The organism is Pedobacter sp. KBS0701 (assembly GCF_005938645.2).
In the GTDB taxonomy this organism is placed as follows: Bacteria; Bacteroidota; Bacteroidia; order Sphingobacteriales; family Sphingobacteriaceae; genus Pedobacter.
Map to the genome: position 1 here is coordinate 798,543 of NZ_CP042171.1, position 22,055 is coordinate 820,597.

Sequence of the window (22,055 nt, forward strand, 5' to 3'; positions counted from 1 at the left end):
TATGATGTATGATATAAATTGGTTACTCAAAACGGTAGATGAAAAAGAAGTTGACTTTTTATTGTTCTGGGGGCATCAGAGAAGTAAAGATGGATCTATTATTAAAACCTGCATGAGCCAGTGGTGGTCATCTCCATTTGTTGAAAATGATATCACCTATCAAACAGCAGAGCATTACATGATGGCACAAAAAGCGCTGTTGTTTAGTGATCAGGAAATTTTTGAAAAAATATTAACAAAAAATTCGCCGAATGATGTAAAAGACCTAGGGCGACAGATTAAAAACTTTGATGGTGCAAAGTGGGATGCTCATAAATATGATATAGTAAAACAGGGAAATTTGCTTAAGTTTTCTCAAAATGAGGCATTGAAATCGTTCCTTTTGCAAACCAAAAGTAAAATACTGGTAGAGGCCAGTCCGGTTGATGGAATTTGGGGGATCTGTTTGGCAGAAGATCATGTAGATGCAAAAATACCAAAGCATTGGAAGGGGTTAAACCTATTAGGGTTCGCATTGATGGAAGTTAGGGATAAGATATCAACTAATAAAAATTAATGATGAAATGTTTTTAATCGACCGTCATCTCGACTGAAGCGCAGCGGAATGTAGAGATCTATTTAGATAGATTTAGCTTCGCTGAGCACATGGTGGTTCTTGACTGCGTTGCACTACGCTCGAAATGAGAATGTTTTTAAGAAAATTTGTGTTGGAACAGTTTATAAATAAAAATTCAAAAAATGATTTTGGAACTAATCAAAGCCGATATAACAACAATTAAAGCCGATGCCATTGTTAATGCAGCAAACAGTTCCTTATTAGGTGGCGGTGGAGTTGATGGTGCCATTCACAGAACAGGTGGTAAAGCAATTTTAGAGGCTTGTGTAGCCATCAGGAATAAACAAGGAAAATGCAAGACGGGAAATGCAGTAATCACTACGGCAGGCAACTTACCTGCAAAATATGTGATCCATACGGTTGGGCCGGTTTGGAACGGAGAAAGTGAAAAAAATAAGGCTTTGCTTGCAGATTGCTACCGTAACAGTTTAGCCTTAGCGGTTGAAAATGAGGTTAAAATTATTGCTTTCCCAAATATCAGTACCGGGATTTATCATTTCCCTAAAGATAAGGCAGCAGATATTGCCATTACAACGGTAAATAATTTCGCTGGAAAAGAAAAAATAGAAAAGGTAATCTTTGTTTGTTTCGATGATGAAAATTACATGCTCTATGAAGAAAAACTCAATCGCATTAACTAGTGATATGAGTGATTAACAGTATTACAAAATGAAAATAATAGTAAAAAAATATAATGAACAACTATTAGAATGGCCAAAATCAGGATGCCATATCATGGCCCAGTATGACGATGAGAGAATAATAGTTTATCAGGCTTATCGAAAAGAAATCGGTGAGTTTGCAGTCAAAAATCAATTTTTCGGAGGTGAGTTCAGTTTAAATAGGATGACCTGGATAAAACCTAACTTTTTATGGATGATGTACCGAAGTGGTTGGGGAACTAAAGAAGGTCAGGAAGTTACGCTGGCGATCTACCTCAAAATTACAGCCTTTCATAAGTATCTTCAACATGCGGTTTATACTTCTTTCGATCAAACAGAAGGTATTTCTCACGACGAATGGAGAAATGAACTGGAAAATTCAAATATCAGGTTGCAATGGGATCCGGACCACGACGCTTATGGTGTAAAACAGGAAAGAAGAGCCATACAGATCGGATTAAGGGATAATTTTATCAGGTCTTTTGCAAAAGATGATATTTTGTTAATTGAAGATATCAGTCAGTTTGTAAAAGAACAATATGAATTTGTTCAAAACAGACAACTGGAAAATTTAACTGTACCTGCAGAAAAACCTTTCGTGTTTAAAGATGAAGCACTGAACAAAAAATTGAAAATCAAAAATGAATACGCTCATGGACACTAAAATAACAAAAGGCATAAGCAAATTGCTGAGCTATATTTTGAGGCATTCGCCGGAAACCATAAAGCTAAAGCTTGATGAAAATGGTTGGGCAGATGTGAACGAGCTGATTGCCAAATTCGACCTTTATAATCTAACATTAGATTTAGAGCTACTTCAATACGTTGTTGAAAATAACGACAAAAAAAGATTTTCCTTTAACGAAGATAAAACCAGGATCAGGGCAAACCAGGGGCACTCCATTGCTGTTGAATTAAACTTAAATGAAACCGAACCTTTGGAATACCTGTATCATGGTACGGTTGAAAAGTTCCTGCCAGATATTAAAGCGCAGGGACTGCAAAAATTGAGCAGACAGCATGTGCACTTAAGCGCCGATAAAGAAACCGCTAATAAAGTGGGTGGCAGGAGAGGAAAACCGGTTATCCTAATCGTTAACAGCGGGGCGATGCACAGGGAAGGATATAAATTTTACTTATCGGCCAACAACGTGTGGCTTACAGATGTTGTGCCTGCTGAATATATAGAATTTTAACATGGGCAGAACATTAGTAATTGGCGATATACACGGCGGATTAAAAGGCCTGATCCAGCTATTCGAGCGTGCAGAAGTATCAACCGAAGATAAGCTCATTTTTCTTGGTGATTACGTTGACGGATGGAGTGAGTCGGCCCAGGTGATTGATTACCTGATGTTGTTGGAAGAAAGCCATCAATGCATTTTTATCAAAGGTAATCACGATGCCTGGTGCATAGATTGGCTTGATAAAGGTATTATAGATGATGTTTGGTTTGTCCACGGCGGTAAATTAACCATGGAGAGTTATCAAGATTTATCTGGTGCGACCAGACGGGAACATCTGAACTTTTTTGAACGGATGCGCGATTATTATGTGGACGGGCAGAACAATCTCTTTATCCATGCCGGTTTTTCTTCCATGCATGGGCCTGAAAAAGAACGTTACTCTTCCAATTATTCCTGGGACAGAACGCTTTGGGAAATGGCCCTGACCATGGATAATCGGATTAAAAAAGATTCGGAAATTTATCCGAAACGTTTATTGCTCTATCACGAAATCTACATCGGCCATACGCCAACGCTCTATTACAATGTTAATGTGCCCATGCAGGGCTGCAATGTTTGGAATATCGATACCGGTGCTGCATTTACCGGAAAATTAACCTGTTTGGATATCGAAACCAAAGCATTTTGGCAGAGCGATACCTTAAAAAGCCTCTATCCCCAAGAAAAAGGAAGAAATCAATAAAAGTTAAATACATCAAAACCATGAATCCATTATTATTAACAGACGGTTATAAAGTTGACCACCGCAGGCAATACCCTGAAAATACCACATTAGTTTATTCTAACTGGACGCCTAGAAAAAGCAGGTTAGAAAACGTAAATCGCGTGGTACTTTTTGGCTTACAGTATTTTATCAAAAAATACATTATTGAAGATTTTAACCAGAATTTCTTTAAACAACCAAAAGAAGAAATTTTAAAGAAATATGCACGCAGGATCAATAATTACCTGGGCGAAAATCTGGTAGGAACACAGCACATTGCCGATTTGCACGATCTGGGTTATATCCCTATGGTTTTTAAATCGCTTCCTGAAGGGGCTGAAGTTCCTTTGCGCGTGCCGATGTTCACCATGTACAATACCAAACCCGAGTTTTTCTGGCTGACCAATTATTTCGAAACATTGCTTTCTGCAGTAGTTTGGTTACCATGTAATTCGGCTACTATTGCAAAACAATACCGCACCATTCTGGATCATTATGCAGCAGAAACCTCATCGGTACCAGAATTTGTAGACTGGCAAGGACATGATTTCTCTATGCGCGGTATGGGTGGGATAGAAGCTGCAGTAACTTCGGCAGCTGGACATTTATTGAGTTTCACCGGAACTGATACCATTCCAGCCATCGATTTTTTAGAAGAATATTATAACGCAGATTCAGATAAAGAGCTGATCGGTGGCTCCGTAGCCGCTACAGAACATTCGGTAATGTGTATGGGAACCAATACCGGAGAACTCGAAACATTTAAAAGGTTGATTCTCGAAGTTTATCCAAAAGGAATTGTATCCATTGTTTCCGATACCTGGGATTTATGGAAAGTATTGACTGAATACCTGCCTGTTTTAAAAGATGATATCATCGCCAGGGAGGGAAAAGTAGTAATCAGGCCAGATTCTGGAGATCCGGTTGATATTATCTGTGGAAATCCTAATGGCAAAAACGAAAATGAGAAAAAAGGTGTGATCGAACTGCTTTGGGATGTTTTCGGTGGAAAAACCAACGATAAAGGATTTAAAGAGCTGGTTCCGCAAATTGGTGCCATTTATGGCGATAGCATCACTACCGAAAGGGCTGTACAAATCTGCGAACGTTTAAAAGCGAAAGGCTTTGCCTCAACCAACGTGGTTTTTGGTATTGGGTCTTTCACCTATCAATACAATACACGAGATACTTTTGGTTTTGCCATGAAAGCCACTTATGGCGAGGTAGATGGCGTTGGCCGTGAGATATTTAAAGATCCCATTACCGACGATGGAACCAAAAAATCGGCTAAAGGTTTATTGCAGATTTTTAAAAATGCGAGTGGAGAATATGAACTCAAAGATCAATGCAGCTGGGAAGAAGAAGCACAAGGCGAATTGAAGGAAGTTTTCAGGGATGGAAGCTTATTGATCGATTATTCTCTTGCCGACATTAGAGAAAGGCTAAAGAATAGTTAACTTCGCCAAGTTTTTGAAGTGGTATCATTAATATGGAATTGTCATCCTGAGCCTGTTGAAGGACATACTTAAGCATTTCGACAGGCTCAATGTGACAGATTTAGATTTATTTATGACACACCTCATTTAATGTAAGATACCATGCAGAACAATTCCACATTTAACCATCAAGCCGATATTGTAAATAGTGCCATCAGATTTATAATTGCATGGTTTAAACAATCGAAGGCGATTACCGACGAATTAAATGATTTTTTTATGCTTCCAGGTAATAAAATTATCGGCAAAGATGTCATTATTGGGAGGTTAAAAGGTGTTTTCGGACAATCTGATGAGTATGTTGGCGGGCGTTACGATATTATTGATGTCAACTTCGAATTGTTTGATGGTGGCAAAGGGATGGGCTTTGTTGAAGGTGTTGCCGGTTATCGGGATGTTCTTCAAAAACAATCCAAAATTGTAAGCGGACCTTTTAAGCTGTATTTCGCGTTATATAATGGCAGTTGGAAAATTGTAAATATCGAATTTCCGGGGTTTAGTTATTGATTAATTTTTACATGCTTTCAGGAAGTATTGCGATGGGAGTATATATAGTGCCAAGAGCTACGCGCGATTTTGATTTTATTATTCATCTTCAACAGGAGGATATCGATGGTTTTGTCGCAAATTTTAAGGATGGCTATTATTGTAATATTAATTCGGTAATGCAGTTAAACAACAAAGTTTATTTAATATAATTGATCATGAATCAGGATATAAGGCTGATTTTGTGATTTTAAAAAACGAGAATTTCAGACAAGAAGAATTTAATAGAAGGGTTGAGATGGAATACCTAGGGAAATCAGTATATTTGGTTACGGTTGAGGATTTATTGATATCTAAATTAATCTGGATTCAAGTTCTGCAATCTGCTATCCAAATTCAAGATATAAAAAATCTTGCTGAATTAGATACTTTAGATTGGGAATACATTAATAAATGGGTTAAAGAACTTAAGCTTGCAACATTTAATCTTTTTTAAAGAAATGAAAGATACTTCAGACGAAATTAAAGAACTACAACTTAAACTGTGGCTATCAAAAACTCCGAGCGAAAGATTGTATCAAATGTTGATCGATAATGAATCATTATATAAATTTTGGGATAATGTAAAACCTGTTATTAAAAAGTAACATTGATAATAATAAATAAGGAATATTATCCCCAATTCCATAATTTTTCTATCTTTGGTTTTTAATGAATTTCCTTTATCCGGGCTTTCTTTTTGCACTCATATCGGTTGCCATTCCGGTTATCATTCATTTATTCAATTTCAGAAAATTTAAAAAAATCTATTTCTCTAATGTTCAGCTTTTAAAAGAAGTAGAACAACAAAATTCATCAAAGGAAAAGCTTAAAAACCTGCTCATTCTCTTTTCTCGAATCTTAGCGATTATTTTTTTGGTCTTGGCATTTGCTCAACCCTACATTCCGGCGCACGACCAAAAAACTACTGCTTTAAATAATGTTGTAAGCATTTATATCGATAATTCTTACAGTATGGAAGCCATTAATAAAGATGGTAGTCTGCTCGATGAAGCCAAGCGTAGGGCAAAAGAATTGGTAAAAGGTTTCGGTATTAACGACCGTTTTCAGCTTTTAACAAACGATTTCGAAGGGAAGCACCAGCGATTATTAAACGAAGAGGCATTTTTGAAAGCATTGGATGATGTAAAAATCTCGGCTGCAAACCGTAATCTCCAACAGATTTTGAACAGACAGGCCAATGTTTTAACCGGTGCAGGAAACAGGTATAGCTTCTTGATTTCTGATTTTCAAAAAAATATCTCCGCTACCAATAAACTCGAAACAAGGGCCGATATTCAATATTCATTTTTGAAACTCAACGCCAATACCCTACCTAATGTAGCGGTTGATAGCGTTTGGGTACTTTCGCCAAATCATCAGCCTGGCGCAAATGAGCGTTTAGTGGTACAATTAAAGAATTATTCCGGAGAAGAAGCCAAAAATGTCCCATTAAAACTCAGTATCAACAACAAGCAAAAAGGATTAGGCGCTGTAACCATTCCAGGAGGAAAAACAGTTAAGGATACCTTAAATTTTTCCGGACTGGCAGCAGGCTGGCAAAAAGGGATGGTTACCATTAAAGATTTTCCGGTAACCTTTGATGATACGTTATCTTTCAGTTTTAAAGTGGATGAAAGTTTTCCGGTTTTAAGTATTAACGGCGCTAATGCAGGGAATTATATCAAAGCGCTCTTTGCTGCCGATAGCTACTACAAGCTTGCTGAAAATGCCGAAAGCAATGTAAATTATAGTAATTTCGCTAATTATGGCTTGATTGTATTAAATGGATTGAAAAGCCCTTCAACCGGATTGGCGCAACAACTTAAAACATATCTTAGTGCAGGTGGCACAGTAGTGCTTTTTCCTGATCTCGATGCCGATATCCAGGTATACAACTCATTTTTAAGTGCATTATCGCTTCCAACAGTTCAGTCGCTCAATATCACCGCTACAAAAGTCGACCAAATTGACCTTCAAAATCCGATTTTTAAAACTGTTTTTGAGGAAATCCCTAAAAATTTAGATCTTCCCTCAGTTTCTCGTTATTATTCCTTTATAGAAAAAAATAGCTCCAATAAAGAAGAAATCATGTCTTTGCCTGGCAGGAAATCTTTTTTCTCTAAATATGGTGTAGGTAATGGCCAGGTGTATTTATCTGCTTCCGGTTTAAATACAAATGATGGTAATTTGGCCCGTCATCCGGTTTTTGTTCCATTACTTTACCGGTTGGCACTGAGCGGCGGAAATGAAACTCCATTGTATTACAATCTGGGCAATGATAATGCGCTGGCCAGTAAAAAGATTACTTTAGGTAAAAACCAGACTTTAAAAATTACCGCCGACCATTTCGAAGCCATTCCTGAAATCCGCCAGGCAGATGGAAAAACATTGATTTATATTGCCGACCAGATTAAAAATGCAGGTTTTTACAACTTAAATCTTGCCGATTCTTTACTCGCTGTTTATAGTTTCAATAGTGGGAGAACAGAATCTGACATGCATTATTTAAGCAAAGCAGAACTAGAGCAATTGGCAGATAAAAGCAACCTGAAAATATTCGACACGGATAAAGATGCCGTTAAATTAATTGCTGGCGACAATAAAATCGGACAAACATTATGGAAACTTTGTCTAATTTTGTCGCTGATTTTTATTGCAGCAGAAATTTTGCTCATCCGATTTTTTAACAACACAAAAAGAATAATATGAATCTCCTGGTTAAAAATGTAACCATTGCCGATCCGCAGAGTAAATTTAACAACCAACAATGCGATGTTCGGGTTGAAGATGGTACAATTAAAAACATAGGTAAATTAACTGCCGATAAAAACGAAGCTATTTTTGATGCCCAGGGCGCTTTCTTAACGCCTGGTTTTTTCGATTTAAACTGCGTAGCCGGCGATCCGGGTTTCGAAACCAAGGAAGATATCCAAACGCTTACCGAAACGGCAAAGGCAGGCGGATTTACAGGTCTGGCTCTTTTGCCACAAACCAATCCGGTGGTGCAGTCAAAATCTCAGGTAGAATACATTATTAACAGGGCGAAAAATAACCTGGTTGATGTTTTGCCGGTAGGGGCCATTAGTCAGAACCGTGAAGCAAAAGAACTTGCCGAATTGTTTGATATGCAACAAGCCGGTGCAGTTGCCTTCTCTGATGGAGATAAAGCTTTGCAGGATGATGGTTTTATGAGCCGTGCTTTACAATATGCCAATGGTTTTAATGCGCTGTTAATGGTTTATCCCGAAAATAAATCGATCGCAGGTAAATCGCAGATTAACGAGAGCAAAAATTCTGTGCTTTTGGGTATGAAAGGTTTGCCGGCATTGGCAGAAGAAATGCATATCGCACGCGATATCTTCCTGGCTTCTTACAACGAAACCAAAATCCACATCAGCAATATTTCAACAGCAGGGGCTGTGGCTTTGATCCGTAAGGCAAAGAAGGATGGTGTTCAGGTTTCATGCGATGTAACTGCTCATCACCTGGTATTTACAGAGGAACTTTTAAGCGATTTTGATAGTAATTATAAGGTTAAGCCACCATTACGTGGAAAAGCTGATGTTAAAGCATTAATTGCTGGTTTAAAAGATGGAACCATTGATGCCATTACTTCCCAGCACCGTCCAGAGGAAATCGAATTTAAAAATGTAGAGTTCGAAATTGCCCATTATGGAATTATTGCTTTGCAAACCGTACTGTCGTTATTATTAAAGGCAGGACTGGATATTGCTTTAATCGTAGAGAAATTGGCCATTAATCCACGTAAATTGTTAAATTTAACTCTTCCGGTAATTGAAGAAGGTGCCAAAGCCAACTTTACGGTTTTTAACACCGCAGAAAAGTGGTTGTATAATTCGGCAAGCAACCATTCAAAATCGGCAAATAGCCCATTGCTGGGTACCGAACTTACTGGTAAGGTTAATTTGGTTTATAATAATAATCAATACTCTCTGAGGTAGAAAGCTAAAGGGCGGAAGGTATAAGGTTTTCTTGCCAGAGCATAATTAAAAGGTAGAATGTGGAAGGTTTTTGCGCCAAACAAAAAAAATAGAATTCGAAAATAGTATTATACAATAAAACAGGCTGATGGATTAAAATACATAAACAGGAAGTAATAAACTTGCTGTTTAAAGCAAATGATCCTGTACCTGCAATCTTAAAAATCTTAATCCTATGGATAATAGAGTAAAAAAAGCACTGAGTGCAGCCATTAACAAGTATGCTGAGGTTTCGGCTATTAATGTAGAAGGTTTTGAAACGGAATTAATGGCTGCTTTTGAACTTGATGTTAACTTTTTAGATAAAGCAGAGGCTTTTGATGCGGTTTTCGATTCTCATCCGAAATTTGAAGAATTACGTGAAGTATTTTTCGATTTATTGATGGTGAATTTCTTTAGCAGTGATGTGCAGAAATTGGAAGACGATTATTTGGAAAGTGAAGAATGGGCAAATATTGAAGAGGAAACCATCGATAGGGGGACTGAACTGTTAAACTTGTTGCTTTACATTAAAGAATGTAAAGATGAAGACCTCGATCCTGAATTGGGAGATTTCTTAAAAGAATTTTTATTGGTAGAAGATGATGAGTTTCAGGATGAATTTGAGATTTACGAGGAACTGATCAGCAACCAGCAATTGGCAGAGAGCAGTGTAGAAGAGATATGTAAAACGGCTGAAAAATTAAATATCAGCGAAGAAATGCAGGAATTGTTTGTGCCGTTTATGGCTTTTTTCCTTGATGTTGAAGGAAGTGCAGAAACCACGAAAGAAATAATTCAATTTAGCAGTAACAAATCGTTCGATTCTGCTACTTATGTATTAATTACAACAATTAATAATTAACTAAAATTTAAAAAAAATGGACAAGAGTGCTCTTATTTCCAAACTGGCTTTAAAAAATGGATTAATGCTGGCTGCGGTTTCAATCATTTTATCATTAACCCTATACTTTATTGATCCTGTATTAATTTACACTAGCTTTGTGGCGCAGATAGCAATATTTGTTTTATTTATTGCCTTGTTGGTAGCGGTAGGGATTAACATTCGTAAAGAAATTGGTGGTTTTTGGACATTTGGAGAAGCTTTTAAAGCTTTTTTAATTGTTTCATTAATCCTTGCATTTACTGCGACACTTTACAATGTAGTATTGATGAAAATTATTGATCCTGATCTTCCGGCGAAGGCTGCAGCTGCCATCGAAACAGCACAAAGGGCGATGATGGAGAAATTTGGAATGGCTAGCGAACAAATTGACGAAGCTATCGCTAAAGCTGGCAATATGCAGGAGAAACTTGAGCCGACTTTCAAAAATATATTTACCAGTTTTGGAGTTTCACTTGCATTATATGGCGTTCTGTCTCTAATCCTTTCAGCGATTTTAAAGAAAAAGGAACCTGTAAGATTCGACTCGTTTCCTCAAGAAGTTTAATTTCTTTTATAAAATTTTGAACGTGCAGGTTTTATCATTTAGTTTGGTAAGGTTGCACGTTTGTTTGTTTTTCTCGATCTCGAATACATTATATCCCGCTTATCTTAGACTGATTCAGAAAGAAAAGTCGTCATCTCGACTGAAGCGTAGCGGAATGGAGAGATCCATTGAATTAGATTTCTCGACTTCGTTGCACTCCGCTCGAAATGATTGTTATGATAAAAACAAATTTTAAGCAGCTATTTTATAGTTATTTTTATAGCTGGCTTGATTTTTTATAACAGCAGCAACTCTTAATGCTATCTTGTTTCTAACGGCATTAATTATGCTCATGCTGTGCTTCCCTTCATCCTTTTTTCTATTGTAATATGTTTTGAATTCCTGATTATGTTGAATCAAAGATAATGCACACATATGCAGCAATCTTTTAAGCTCTTTATTGGCCATCCGGTGTACTCTTGTTTTACCTTTGATACTTATACCACTGCTGTGTTCAAATGGTACAACCCCTGCATAACAGGCCAGTTCTTTTCCGCTGGGGCGCCCTGCAAAATTTCCAGTGCAGCCAATCAGGTATACTGCGGTAACATGTCCTATCCCAGGGATACTGAGCAATAGTTTGTAGTTCTGCTTGAAACCCTGGTTTCCTGTGATAATTTTTTTGATCTGATCTTCGAGGTTCCTGATTGACTTTGCGATACCCTCAATTGCATTTTTAAGTGCTTTTTCAATCAGTTTCTGATGTTCTTTACCATTGACATTGCCAAGTTCTTTTACCGAAACGCTAATGCCGGACCTTTGTTTGAGCAGCTTTGTCCTCGCTGATATCAGATCTTTCAGGAGCATCAGTTCGGGATCCAGGGCAGCTGTAGCCTTTAGGTCATCCGCTTCCTTAAAGGCATAGTTGCATAAACGGATACTGTCTATTTTATCATTTTTGCCCCTTGCTATCCCAAAACTCCATTTGATATGGGCGGCATTGCCAATATGGATGGGCAGATTTCTGTTGCTGCAGAAAGTCCATATTAAACGATGATAGATCCCCGTATTTTCCATGACAACCAGGGAGTCCCCATTGAATGTGGTTTTCTGAGATTTCAACCACTTCTCAAATAGCTTTATACCTGGAGCGGTGTTATCAAACCGTGCGGTGGCTATTTCCTGTTTTACATGGTTCACAACGGCCATTAATGCAACATCGAAGTGCGGTTTGGAAATATCAATACCGATAAAAAATTTTGTAGTGGCAATCATCCTGCTATTTTTTATGTTTGTAATGGTTACCTAAGTTTTACCCCATCGATCCTAGTCCTTAATAATGGGTATTACCCTAATTGTTATCTGGTCACTAAGGGAAAAAACGGTAACGGATTGAATCATTTCATAGGCATAAAAACCTTGACGAATTTTAATGTGCCGCTACCGTTTTAGGTAATCTGATTTATAATTTAAGCAAAGTAAGTACTTGGTATCTTTAAATAAAATATCAAAACAAATCTAAAGCACTAAGGGAAAAAACGGTAACGGATTGAATCATTTCATAGGCATAAAAACCTTGACGAATTTTAATGTGCCGCTACCGTTTTAGGTAATCTGATTTATAATTTAAGCAAAGTAAGTACTTGGTATCTTTAAATAAAATATCAAAACAAATCTAAAGGACGATATTGGGAGTATAGCGATTTACAATTTATTGCCGAAGGCAATTTAAAAAATGAAATAACTATCTTTGAACAAAATACTTGGTCAAAATTTAACTTCTTGCCAAATGGAAAATAAGGATAATGTCGAATTAAGAGAAAAGATACGTTTAGGTCTTAGCTTAGCTTTCAAAAAGCTGGTTACTTACAAAGCTAAGAACGATGGTGTTTTAGTTTTTTCCAATCAAGGAAAAATTGTGAAAGTAAGAGCCAAAGACATAAAATTATAATATAAAATCAAAAATTTTGAACGTGCAGGTTCTATCATTTAATTTGATGAAATTTGCACGTTTTAATTTAAACAAACCTCGCCGGTTTTTAAAACCTGTGGGGTTTATGCTTAAAAAATGGATATATCAGTTGTAGTACCCTTATTTAATGAAGATGAATCTTTGCCAGAATTAACGGCCTGGATTGATAAAGTGATGATCGACAATAATTTCAGCTATGAAATTATTTTGGTTGATGATGGTAGTACTGATAGATCCTGGGAGGTGATTGAAGAATTAAGATCTCAGAATCTTGCTATAAAAGGCATTAAATTTAGACGTAACTATGGTAAATCTGCGGCATTAAACGTTGGTTTCGAAGCCACGAAAGGCAATGTTGTGATTACGATGGATGCCGATTTACAGGATAGTCCGGATGAAATTCCTGAATTATACCGTCGAATTAAAGAAGAAAAACTCGATATTATATCAGGCTGGAAAAAGAAACGTTACGATCCGATTACAAAAACGATACCTACTAAACTCTTTAACGCAGCTACCCGCAAAATGAGCGGTATAGAACTGAACGATTTTAACTGTGGCCTGAAAGCTTACCGGAGCGATGTTATTAAGACAATTGAAGTTTATGGCGAAATGCACCGTTATATCCCGGTAATTGCTAAATGGGCTGGATTTAGTAAAATAGCCGAGCAGGTGGTAGAGCATCGTGCACGTAAATATGGCACGACAAAATTTGGTTTCAGCAGGTTTATCAATGGCTTTTTAGATTTACTTTCTATTTTCTTTGTGGGTAAATTCGGCAAACGCCCGATGCACTTTTTTGGTTCATTAGGCGTGTTGAGTTTCTTACTAGGAACATTTATGGCTCTTTGGATGATAGGAGTGAAGCTTTATCATATAGCAGCAGAAATTCCTTATAAAAGAGAAATTACCGATCAACCTTTATTTTATATTGCCTTGGTTGCAATAATTGTTGGATCTCAAATGTTTTTAACTGGTTTTGTAGCCGAATTGGTTACTCGAAATGCACCAGAAAGAAATCAATATTTAATAGAAAAAGAACTTAAATAAGTTCGGAGACTAAAGCTTAAAGCTTAAAGCGCTTTTATCTTTAGTCTTTCAGCTTTCAGCTTCAAGACATGTTTTTCTCCATCATAATCCCCCTTTACAATCGTCCTCAGGAAATTGACGAGCTTTTACATACCTTAACTAAACAGACTTATTTACAGTTTGAAGTTTTGGTTATTGAAGATGGTTCGAAAAACGATGCAAAGGCAATTGTGGCTTCTTATGCCGATAAACTGGATATTAAATATTATTTCAAGGAGAATGCGGGACAAGGGTTTGCCCGTAATTTTGGTTTTGAAAGGGCTAAGGGAGATTATTTTATCATTTTTGATTCCGATATCCTGGTTCCGGCCGATTATCTCGAAATTGTTAGAAATTACCTTTATGAACATCATTTGGATGCCTATGGAGGTCCGGATGCGGCGCATGATAGTTTCACGCCGGTGCAAAAAGCAATCAGTTACGCCATGACATCGCCATTCACCACCGGTGGTATTCGTGGTAATAAGCAACATGTAGGGCAGTTTCATCCACGTAGTTTTAATATGGGCGTTTCCCGTCAGGCCTGGGAAAAGGTAGGGGGCTTTATTTTAACCCGTTTGGGAGAGGATATTGAATACAGCATCCGTATCCATGAAAATGGTTTCAAAATCGGCTTGATCCCAGATGCAAAGGTTTACCATAAACGCAGAACGAGTTTCAGCCAGTTTTATAAACAATTACACTTTTTCGGTAGGGCAAGAATCAATATTTATAAACATTTCCCGAAAGAATTAAAGCCGGTTCACTTTTTTCCTGCCTTATTTACTTTAGGATTTGGTTTCACGATTTTATGTAACTTTATCTATCCGCCATTGGCGTATGTTTGTAACTTCTTCTTATTGATTTACTTTATGTTGATATTTTTTCACTCCTGGTCAGTAAATAAATCTTTAAAAGTTGCATTTTTGAGCATTATATCTTCGTTTATCCAATTAACCGCTTATGGTTTAGGATTTATACAGGATTTATTTAAACGTGTGGTATTCAAACAACAATGATCAATTATCTAAAAGAAAGTACGTTCGCCGTTAACGATGTAATGCAAAAAGCATGGGGCATTACTAAGAAACATTATTTCTCGATTGCTACATTATGTTTTTTAATGTTTATCACCGCTAGCGCATCAAGTTTGATGGCCTTTTTTATTAAAGACGTTAGCAAGGCTTTAAGCATTATCATGGTGATTATTTTCGTTTTACTCTATTTTACCATTAATCTTTCACTGTTTAAGTATATTTTCCATTTAATGGACGATGAAGAAAGTGATGTTAAAATTGTGGATACCCTACCAACCAGGCAGCAGATCATCAGGTTTTTGGTTGCTACGCTATATTTCGTTGGCTGCATTTTAGGTGTTTACCTGGTAGTGATCTTAGTTGCCTTTCCTTTTATTTATACTGGGATCAATGTCTCGATTGTTAAAAATGTAGCCATATCAGTAGGTATTATTGCTATTTTCATTACCTGGTTAAGAATTTCTTTCTTCCCATTTTTTATTATTGATAAAGGAGCAACACCATTCGATTCTATAAAGTTAAGCTTGGCTACAACTAAAGGAAATTTCACCAAGATCTTATTGTTATTGGTTGTTTTAGGTGGAGGATATTTAATTTATCTGTTGTTAAACTATCTGCAATGGCCCTTAATCGCTTTCATTGTCAATATTTTAAGTTCATTTATTATCGTTCCGCTTTCCAGTGTAGCTTTAACGGTTGCATACCGTAAAATTTCGAGCGAATATAAAGGCGACAAACATCCGGATATTTTACATAATATAGTCTAACCCCAGCCCTGAAGGGGAGTTAAAAATCAGATTAAAATTTATGGAAAAAGAAAAGAACGGTAGAAGGGAAAAGTCCCCTTCAGGGGGTTGGGGGCTTAAAGCAGCGTTAAGTAAACCCTTTGCGGCATTTGCAGTTTGGCAAATCAACAAATGGAAGTATAATGCCGTAAATGCTCAAAATAACATGCTGAAAAAGCTTGTTGATGAAGCTAAATATACTGTTTTTGGTAAAGACCATCATTTCTCTGAGATCAAAAACTATACAGATTTTAAAAAGCATGTTCCTGTTCAGGATTATGAAGGTTTAAAACCTTATGTAGATCGTGTGGTGGCAGGCGAAGCTGATGTGCTTTGGAAAGGAAAACCGCTTTATTTCGCCAAAACATCAGGCACCACTTCGGGCGTAAAATACATCCCGCTTTCTAAAGAGTCGATGCCTGAGCACATTAAAGCTGCACGGAATGCCATTTTAACTTATATTAATGAAACAGGTAAGGCCGGTTTCGTTAATGGAAAGATGATCTTTCTGCAAGGAAGTCCGGTTTTGAGTGTGAAAAATGGGATCAATGTGGGGCGCTTATCAGGGATTGTAGCCCACCACGTGCCAGCTTATTTGCAAAAAAACCGCCTACCTTCTTACGAAACCAATATCATCGAAGATTGGGAGCAGAAAGTGGATGCCATTGTGGAGGAGACGATCAATGAAAACATGACCTTGATTTCTGGTATTCCACCTTGGGTACAAATGTATTTCGATAAACTTTCAGAGAAATCAGGAGGAAAGAAAATCGCTGAAATTTTCAGGAATTTTAGCCTGTTTATTTATGGAGGGGTAAATTTCGAACCTTATCGCGCAAAAATTGAACAGAGCATCGGGAAAAAAATTGATGCCATTGAAACCTATCCGGCTTCAGAAGGGTTTATTGCCTATCAGGATTCGCAAAAAGATAAAGGCTTACTATTATTGGCTGATGCGGGAATTTTTTACGAATTTGTCCCCGCTGATCAATATTACAATGATCATCCAACACGGTTATCACTTGGCGAGGTTGAGCTTGATATCAACTATGCATTGATTTTAAATACCAATGCAGGCTTATGGGGTTACAGTATTGGCGATACTGTGAAATTTGTTTCGAAAAATCCATATAAAATTGTAGTTACAGGGCGGATTAAACATTTCATTTCTGCTTTTGGCGAACATGTAATAGGAGAAGAGGTAGAACAAGCAATTTTAACGGTAGCAAATGAAGAGCAGGTAGAAATTACAGAATTTACAGTGGCACCGCAGGTTAATCCGGCAGCTGATCAATTGCCTTACCATGAGTGGTTTGTGGAGTTTTCATCAGCGCCAAAAGATCTGGCTGCTTTTAGTAAAAAGGTTGATGAAGCTTTGCAAAAGAAAAATATTTATTATTTTGACCTAATTGAGGGAAACATCCTTCAGCCATTGATTATACGTACTTTGCAAAAAGATGCCTTTGTAAACTATATGAAAAGTGAAGGGAAGTTAGGCGGACAGAATAAGGTTCCGCGGTTGAGTAATGATAGGAAATTGGCAGATGGGTTGGAGAAATATATTGTTTAATTGCTACATTGTTGAATTGTTGTACTGGCGCCTTAAACATGGCGGTAGAATATTGTTGGATTGTTTAACATTGTGCAGATGAAAATTGCTAAATTGTTGTTAGTAATTAACGGTTCAGCACATGGAAAAGAATTATTTACAATTGAATCATATAACGGCATATACAAAATCGTTTCATCTTAGCAATTTTGTATGGGATTTGGTATCTGGTTGGGATAGCTTTGCAAAGTATACCATCGGGCAACAGTTTGTTGATGCTGTTGATTCTATTTCAGCTAATATTGCTGAAGGCTTTGGTCGTTATCATAAGAAAGATAAGATCAAGTTTTATTATTATAGATTTGGTTCGGTTAAGGAATGTTTAGACTGGAACGAAAAAGCAAGAGTTCGAAAGTTGGTAAATGAGGAAACGTATTCAAAGATTTTTGCAACTTTGGAAACTTTGCCGAAAGAAATTCATCAACTGATAAAATTTACAAACGAAAAATTGAAAATTTAATCGAATGCTATTAAAACAGTTAAATTTTTAATACGAGAGAAAGAAAACAATTGAACAATATAACAATACAGCAATCTGTAAAAAGAATAACCATATTAGGTTCTACAGGGAGCATAGGTACACAAGCACTTGAAGTGGTTAGGGATCATCCTACGGTTTTTAAAGTTGCCGTATTATCTGCACTGAAGAATTCAGCATTACTCATTCAACAGGCAAAGGAATTTAAACCGGCAATTGTTGTAATCTGTGATGAAAGCAAATACAGCGAAGTTAAAGATGCTTTGTTTGGCCTTGATATAAAAATTTTGGCCGGAGAAGCGGCCTTATCAGAAGTAGCTGCTTATGCTGATAGCGATGTAGTGCTTACTGCATTAATGGGATCGGTTGGTTTAAAACCAACTGTTGCAGCGATAAAAGCAGGGAAAAACATCGCTTTAGCCAATAAGGAAACTTTGGTGGTTGCAGGCGAACTGATTACACAATTGGCAACTGAACACCAGGTTAAAATTTTACCGGTTGATTCAGAGCATTCGGCCATATTCCAGTGTTTGGTAGGGGAAGAGCAAAATCGGATCGAGAAAATTTACCTCACGGCTTCCGGCGGGCCATTTTTGGGCAAAACAAAAGATTTTCTTTCTACAGTAAAAAAAGAGGAGGCCTTAAAACATCCTAACTGGGTGATGGGTGCAAAAATCACCATTGATTCTGCTTCCTTAATGAATAAAGGTTTAGAAGTAATTGAGGCAAAATGGCTGTTTAGCCTCGATGTAGACCAGATTGATGTTATCGTTCATCCTCAATCTATCATCCATTCCATTGTTCAGTTTAACGATGGTTCAATGAAAGCACAAATGGGGGTTCCTGACATGAAATTGCCCATTCAGTATGCTTTAAATTATCCCGACAGGCTAAAAAACAATTTTAAACGTTTTAACTTCTTGGAATATCCAAACTTTAGCTTCTTGAAAGCAGATATGGAAACCTTTAGGAATTTGGATCTGGCATTTACTTCTTTACGAAAAGGGGGGAATATGCCTTGTATTTTAAATGCGGCAAATGAAATTGTTGTGGAAGCATTTTTGAAAGATAAAATCGGTTTCCTGCGGATGAGTGAGGTTATAGAACAGTGTATGGAAGAAATTGGTTTTATTGAAAAACCACAATTGAGTGATTATTTAGAAACTGACAAACATAGCCGTATCTTAGCCGGCGAATTAGTAACAAAAAGTATATTGTAACATCTAACATAAAAATTTTATAAGCGAATATGAACGGATTGATTATGGCGGGGCAGCTGTTGCTCGGATTGTCTTTATTGGTAATATTACACGAATTAGGGCATTTCCTGGCGGCCAGAGCATTTGGTATTAAAGTAGAAAAATTTTATTTATTTTTTGATGCCTGGGGTTTCAAACTTTTTAGTTTCAAAAAAGGTGATGTTGAATATGGGGTGGGGTGGTTGCCACTTGGCGGTTATGTAAAAATTGCCGGAATGATTGATGAGAGTATGGATACTGAGCAAATGGCTCAACCTGCTCAACCTTGGGAATTCCGTTCTAAACCGGCCTGGCAACGTTTGATTGTAATGCTTGGTGGTATTATCGTAAACGTAATTGTAGGTATTTTTATCTTCTGGATATTAACCTTCAACATCGGACAAAATTACACCGTTAACAGTAAACTAAACGATGGTATTTCTGTAGGTACTATTGGTAAAGAAATCGGTTTAAAAAATGGAGATAAAATTTTAGCTATCAATGGCAATAAATTAATCCGTTTTGAAGATGCGATTTCGAGCAAAGTACTGTTTGATGGGGCACAATTAACCATTTTAAGGGAGAATAAAACCCTTTATATCTCTGTTCCAGATACCATTCTAAACAAAATATCGAAAAACGATAAAGAGAATTTTATCTCACCACGATATATTATGGAGCGTGTAGATAAGGTAAGCGCACCTGATGAAAAAGTGGATAAGCCATCATTTTTTGATAAGTTATTTGGCAGAAAGTTCGAGAAACCTGTGTATCCTGCTTATGCTGCCGGTATTAAACCAGGCGATAGTATTTTATCTGTTAATGGAAAACAGATCACTTTTTTTGATCAGTTTAAAGAAGAGGTTTCTACAAATAAGTTAAAACCCGTTACCATTAAGGCATTGCGTAAGGGAAAAGAAGTAACATTCGATCTTAAAGTAAGTAAAGATGGAACAATTGGAATTATTCCTAACTTAAAGATGCCTGAAACTGCACATGTAGATTTTGGTTTTATTGAGTCGTTACCAGTTGGGGCAACCATGGCCTGGAGTACTTTTGTAGATAATGCAAAAGGTATTGGTAAAATGATTACAGGTAAATTAAGTGCGCGTAATATTAGCAGTCCGATTGGTATTGCAAAAGTTTATGGCAGTACTTTCGACTGGGTTAAATTCTGGACTTTAACCGGATTGATTTCGATGGCCCTGGCATTTATGAATTTATTACCTATTCCAGGCTTAGACGGAGGGCATGTAGTGTTTCTTTTAATCGAGATGGTACAACGTAAGCCTGTAAGCGAAAAAGTGCTGGAGAAGGCACAGATTGTGGGTTTTGTAATCCTGATCTGTTTAATGGTGTTTGCTTTTGGTAATGATATTCTAAAATCTTTCGGTAAGTAAAACCAAATTTATATCATTGCCGCAGATGCGCAGATTTGACCAGTCGATCTGTACATCTGCGGCTTTTTAATTTAATACACAACATGAGCGAAGCGAAACCAGCTATCAATTATTTCGAATTTTACGATTTACCGATTCAGTTTAATCCAGATCAAAATGCGGTAAAAACAAAGTTCTATGCTTTAAGCAAACAGTTTCACCCCGATTTTTATGCCAATGAAAGTGAAGAGAAACAGCAGGAGGTACTCGATCTGTCAACTTTGAATAATAAGGCCTACCAAATATTGAGCAATGCTAAAAAACGCTTAAAATATGTGCTCGAATTAAAAGGGATAGTAGAAACAGATGAAGGTTATCAACTGCCACAATCTTTTCTAATGGAAATGATGGATGTAAATGAGGCTTTAATGGACTTGGAGTTTGAGCCAGATACCGAAAAATTACTTCAAGTAAATAATGATGTGAATTCGATTGAAAAACAATTGAATGATGAATTAAGCGAACTGGTTAAAAAATTTGATGAAAACCCATCAGAATCTGATCAAACATTACCTTTGATTAAAGACATTTTTTACAGGCAAAAATACATTAGCAGACTAAGAGAGCGTTTGTCCAAGCAATGATAAATAATAGGAGATGGAAAATGTATGGAATAGGTTCTCTGCACCAAAGTATAACATTCCATCTCGATCGTCATCCTGAATCGATAGCTATCGGATTTATTTCAGGATCTTGCACCGCATTCTTCCGTGGCAAAAAATATGAACACCCGATTGTAAAATCATTTTTTAGTTTTTGTCAGGCAAAAGCTTTGCTCTACTTTAGGAGAAAACAATCAGATCAATGAATAGCTCCCTTTCTATTTTCCGTAAAGTAGCCGTAGCAGAAGGAATATCGTACCTGCTTTTACTATTTGTAGCCATGCCATTAAAATACTTCGCCGGATTACCTTTGTATGTAAAGTATACCGGATGGGCACATGGCCTGTTATTTGTATTATATGCTGCTACCTTAATTTTGGCCTGGCAAGAGCAAAAATGGAAGTTTGGTAAAACTGTTTTGATTTTTTTAGCATCACTTTTACCATTTATGCCCTTTGTGGTTGATCGGAAATTAAAAGACGAAAGGCCAAAATAATTGTTTCTCAATGAGTTAAAATTAATTGAAAATAATTTTGTGATTTAGGCTTTCGTTATCTACATTTGCAACCCCGTCCAATACGAATGCCCGGATGGCGGAATTGGTAGACGCGCTGGTCTCAAACACCTGTGGGAAACCGTGCCGGTTCGACTCCGGCTCCGGGTACAACTGGGCCCAAGCCCAAAACCTTAAAGGGTTGCTCTTTAAAAAGCAACCCTTTTTGTTTGACCTTCAGCATGTTATCGTTGGGTCAATAAAAGCTGTTCCAAACATATCTCACCCTATACCAGATTATCTTTGCCCCTCTTGTTGGGCATCTCAGCAAAAATGTATTAGTACGATAGAAGTGTAGAGTTTTTCTGCCATGAACCATATCTCTCACCGCATATAGGAAAAAGATTATCTGAAGTGTTGTTTACCTATTGTTAAGTCTATGTCAAAAGCAGTGTGTTATGATCAGAACGATATCAAAGTTGAGACGAATCGACAAAATATTGAACAGATAATAAAATCACTATTTCTTTACTTTGATTTCAATTAACCAAATAACAAACCTTACTGCAATTTCTTCAACAGGCAACACCATGCTTTTTGCAGTGTCAAATTTTATTATGAGAAAACAGATATTTATTTCAGACAGCTGATCATCAGTGCCGTATCAAAAAT

The 22,055-nt window shown here is 36.9% G+C and carries 23 protein-coding genes and 1 tRNA gene; 23 read left to right on the plus strand and 1 reads right to left on the minus strand.

The window, feature by feature from the left end; translation table 11 throughout:
- Window position 1: 1 nt before the first annotated feature.
- The 12 genes from FFJ24_RS03200 (at window position 2) to FFJ24_RS03255 (ending at window position 10,683) form a co-directional block, all read left to right on the plus strand.
- The gene (locus FFJ24_RS03200; protein ID WP_138822492.1) at window positions 2-556 is read left to right on the plus strand and encodes an NADAR family protein; all 555 of its coding nucleotides are present in this window, start codon (window positions 2-4) and stop codon (window positions 554-556) included.
- A 182-nt stretch (window positions 557-738) separates the two neighbouring features.
- Window positions 739-1,257: an O-acetyl-ADP-ribose deacetylase gene (locus FFJ24_RS03205; protein WP_138822494.1), complete on the plus strand. Its 519-nt coding sequence runs from the start codon at window positions 739-741 to the stop codon at window positions 1,255-1,257.
- A gap of 28 nt (window positions 1,258-1,285) precedes the next feature.
- Window positions 1,286-1,942 carry a DUF4291 domain-containing protein gene (locus FFJ24_RS03210; RefSeq protein WP_138822496.1) on the plus strand — a complete coding sequence of 219 codons (657 nt, stop codon included), beginning with the start codon at window positions 1,286-1,288 and terminating at the stop codon, window positions 1,940-1,942.
- Complete coding sequence (locus tag FFJ24_RS03215; RefSeq protein ID WP_138822498.1) at window positions 1,932-2,474, plus strand: RNA 2'-phosphotransferase; 543 nt, start codon at window positions 1,932-1,934, stop codon at window positions 2,472-2,474. Before FFJ24_RS03210 ends, FFJ24_RS03215 begins: the two co-directional genes overlap by 11 nt.
- Before the next feature lies 1 nt (window position 2,475).
- Window positions 2,476-3,207 carry a metallophosphoesterase family protein gene (locus FFJ24_RS03220; protein WP_138822500.1) on the plus strand — a complete coding sequence of 244 codons (732 nt, stop codon included), beginning with the start codon at window positions 2,476-2,478 and terminating at the stop codon, window positions 3,205-3,207.
- 20 nt (window positions 3,208-3,227) lie between these two features.
- The gene (locus FFJ24_RS03225; RefSeq protein ID WP_138822502.1) at window positions 3,228-4,685 is read left to right on the plus strand and encodes a nicotinate phosphoribosyltransferase; all 1,458 of its coding nucleotides are present in this window, start codon (window positions 3,228-3,230) and stop codon (window positions 4,683-4,685) included.
- A 141-nt stretch (window positions 4,686-4,826) separates the two neighbouring features.
- On the plus strand, window positions 4,827-5,231 hold the full coding sequence (locus tag FFJ24_RS03230) for a hypothetical protein (protein ID WP_138822504.1): 405 nt from the start codon (window positions 4,827-4,829) through the stop codon (window positions 5,229-5,231).
- Window positions 5,232-5,454: 223 nt separating this feature from the next.
- The gene (locus tag FFJ24_RS03235) at window positions 5,455-5,706 is read left to right on the plus strand and encodes a DUF6036 family nucleotidyltransferase (RefSeq protein WP_138822506.1); all 252 of its coding nucleotides are present in this window, start codon (window positions 5,455-5,457) and stop codon (window positions 5,704-5,706) included.
- A gap of 215 nt (window positions 5,707-5,921) precedes the next feature.
- Window positions 5,922-7,961, plus strand: a complete 2,040-nt coding sequence (locus FFJ24_RS03240) for a BatA domain-containing protein (protein WP_138822508.1) — start codon at window positions 5,922-5,924, stop codon at window positions 7,959-7,961.
- A complete protein-coding gene (locus FFJ24_RS03245; protein ID WP_138822510.1) occupies window positions 7,958-9,214 on the plus strand; it encodes a dihydroorotase in 1,257 nt (418 codons plus the stop codon). The genes FFJ24_RS03240 and FFJ24_RS03245 overlap by 4 nt, the downstream gene beginning before the upstream one ends.
- Window positions 9,215-9,428: 214 nt before the next feature.
- Window positions 9,429-10,097: a hypothetical protein gene (locus FFJ24_RS03250; protein ID WP_138822512.1), complete on the plus strand. Its 669-nt coding sequence runs from the start codon at window positions 9,429-9,431 to the stop codon at window positions 10,095-10,097.
- Window positions 10,098-10,161: 64 nt separating this feature from the next.
- Window positions 10,162-10,683 carry a DUF4199 domain-containing protein gene (locus FFJ24_RS03255; protein WP_246862728.1) on the plus strand — a complete coding sequence of 174 codons (522 nt, stop codon included), beginning with the start codon at window positions 10,162-10,164 and terminating at the stop codon, window positions 10,681-10,683.
- A gap of 231 nt (window positions 10,684-10,914) precedes the next feature.
- On the opposite strand, the gene FFJ24_RS03260 is transcribed toward FFJ24_RS03255, so the two are convergent.
- Window positions 10,915-11,937 carry an IS110 family transposase gene (locus FFJ24_RS03260; RefSeq protein WP_138817962.1) on the minus strand — a complete coding sequence of 341 codons (1,023 nt, stop codon included), beginning with the start codon at window positions 11,935-11,937 and terminating at the stop codon, window positions 10,915-10,917.
- A gap of 514 nt (window positions 11,938-12,451) precedes the next feature.
- Here FFJ24_RS03260 and FFJ24_RS25950 point away from each other — a divergent pair.
- From FFJ24_RS25950 to FFJ24_RS03310, 11 genes are all read left to right on the plus strand, one after another.
- Window positions 12,452-12,613, plus strand: a complete 162-nt coding sequence (locus tag FFJ24_RS25950; protein WP_168202369.1) for a hypothetical protein — start codon at window positions 12,452-12,454, stop codon at window positions 12,611-12,613.
- A gap of 117 nt (window positions 12,614-12,730) precedes the next feature.
- Window positions 12,731-13,684, plus strand: a complete 954-nt coding sequence (locus FFJ24_RS03265; RefSeq protein ID WP_138822516.1) for a glycosyltransferase family 2 protein — start codon at window positions 12,731-12,733, stop codon at window positions 13,682-13,684.
- 68 nt (window positions 13,685-13,752) lie between these two features.
- Window positions 13,753-14,721, plus strand: coding sequence for a glycosyltransferase family 2 protein (locus tag FFJ24_RS03270; protein ID WP_138822518.1), 969 nt, complete (start codon window positions 13,753-13,755; stop codon window positions 14,719-14,721).
- The gene (locus tag FFJ24_RS03275) at window positions 14,718-15,506 is read left to right on the plus strand and encodes a hypothetical protein (protein ID WP_138822520.1); all 789 of its coding nucleotides are present in this window, start codon (window positions 14,718-14,720) and stop codon (window positions 15,504-15,506) included. Before FFJ24_RS03270 ends, FFJ24_RS03275 begins: the two co-directional genes overlap by 4 nt.
- 40 nt (window positions 15,507-15,546) lie before the next feature.
- Window positions 15,547-17,094 (plus strand): GH3 auxin-responsive promoter family protein, encoded by a 1,548-nt coding sequence (locus tag FFJ24_RS03280; protein ID WP_138822522.1) that lies wholly within the window; start codon window positions 15,547-15,549, stop codon window positions 17,092-17,094.
- A 121-nt stretch (window positions 17,095-17,215) separates the two neighbouring features.
- Window positions 17,216-17,593, plus strand: a complete 378-nt coding sequence (locus tag FFJ24_RS03285) for a four helix bundle protein (protein ID WP_138822524.1) — start codon at window positions 17,216-17,218, stop codon at window positions 17,591-17,593.
- A 50-nt stretch (window positions 17,594-17,643) separates the two neighbouring features.
- On the plus strand, window positions 17,644-18,831 hold the full coding sequence (locus FFJ24_RS03290; protein WP_246862729.1) for a 1-deoxy-D-xylulose-5-phosphate reductoisomerase: 1,188 nt from the start codon (window positions 17,644-17,646) through the stop codon (window positions 18,829-18,831).
- Between the two features lie 29 nt (window positions 18,832-18,860).
- Window positions 18,861-20,249: an RIP metalloprotease RseP gene (gene rseP, locus FFJ24_RS03295; RefSeq protein ID WP_138822526.1), complete on the plus strand. Its 1,389-nt coding sequence runs from the start codon at window positions 18,861-18,863 to the stop codon at window positions 20,247-20,249.
- An 83-nt stretch (window positions 20,250-20,332) separates the two neighbouring features.
- A complete protein-coding gene (locus FFJ24_RS03300; RefSeq protein ID WP_138822528.1) occupies window positions 20,333-20,872 on the plus strand; it encodes an iron-sulfur cluster co-chaperone HscB C-terminal domain-containing protein in 540 nt (179 codons plus the stop codon).
- A 220-nt stretch (window positions 20,873-21,092) separates the two neighbouring features.
- Window positions 21,093-21,386, plus strand: a complete 294-nt coding sequence (locus FFJ24_RS03305) for a DUF3817 domain-containing protein (protein WP_138822530.1) — start codon at window positions 21,093-21,095, stop codon at window positions 21,384-21,386.
- An 88-nt stretch (window positions 21,387-21,474) separates the two neighbouring features.
- Window positions 21,475-21,554, plus strand: a tRNA-Leu gene (locus tag FFJ24_RS03310).
- The last annotated feature ends 501 nt before the right edge of the window (window positions 21,555-22,055 follow it).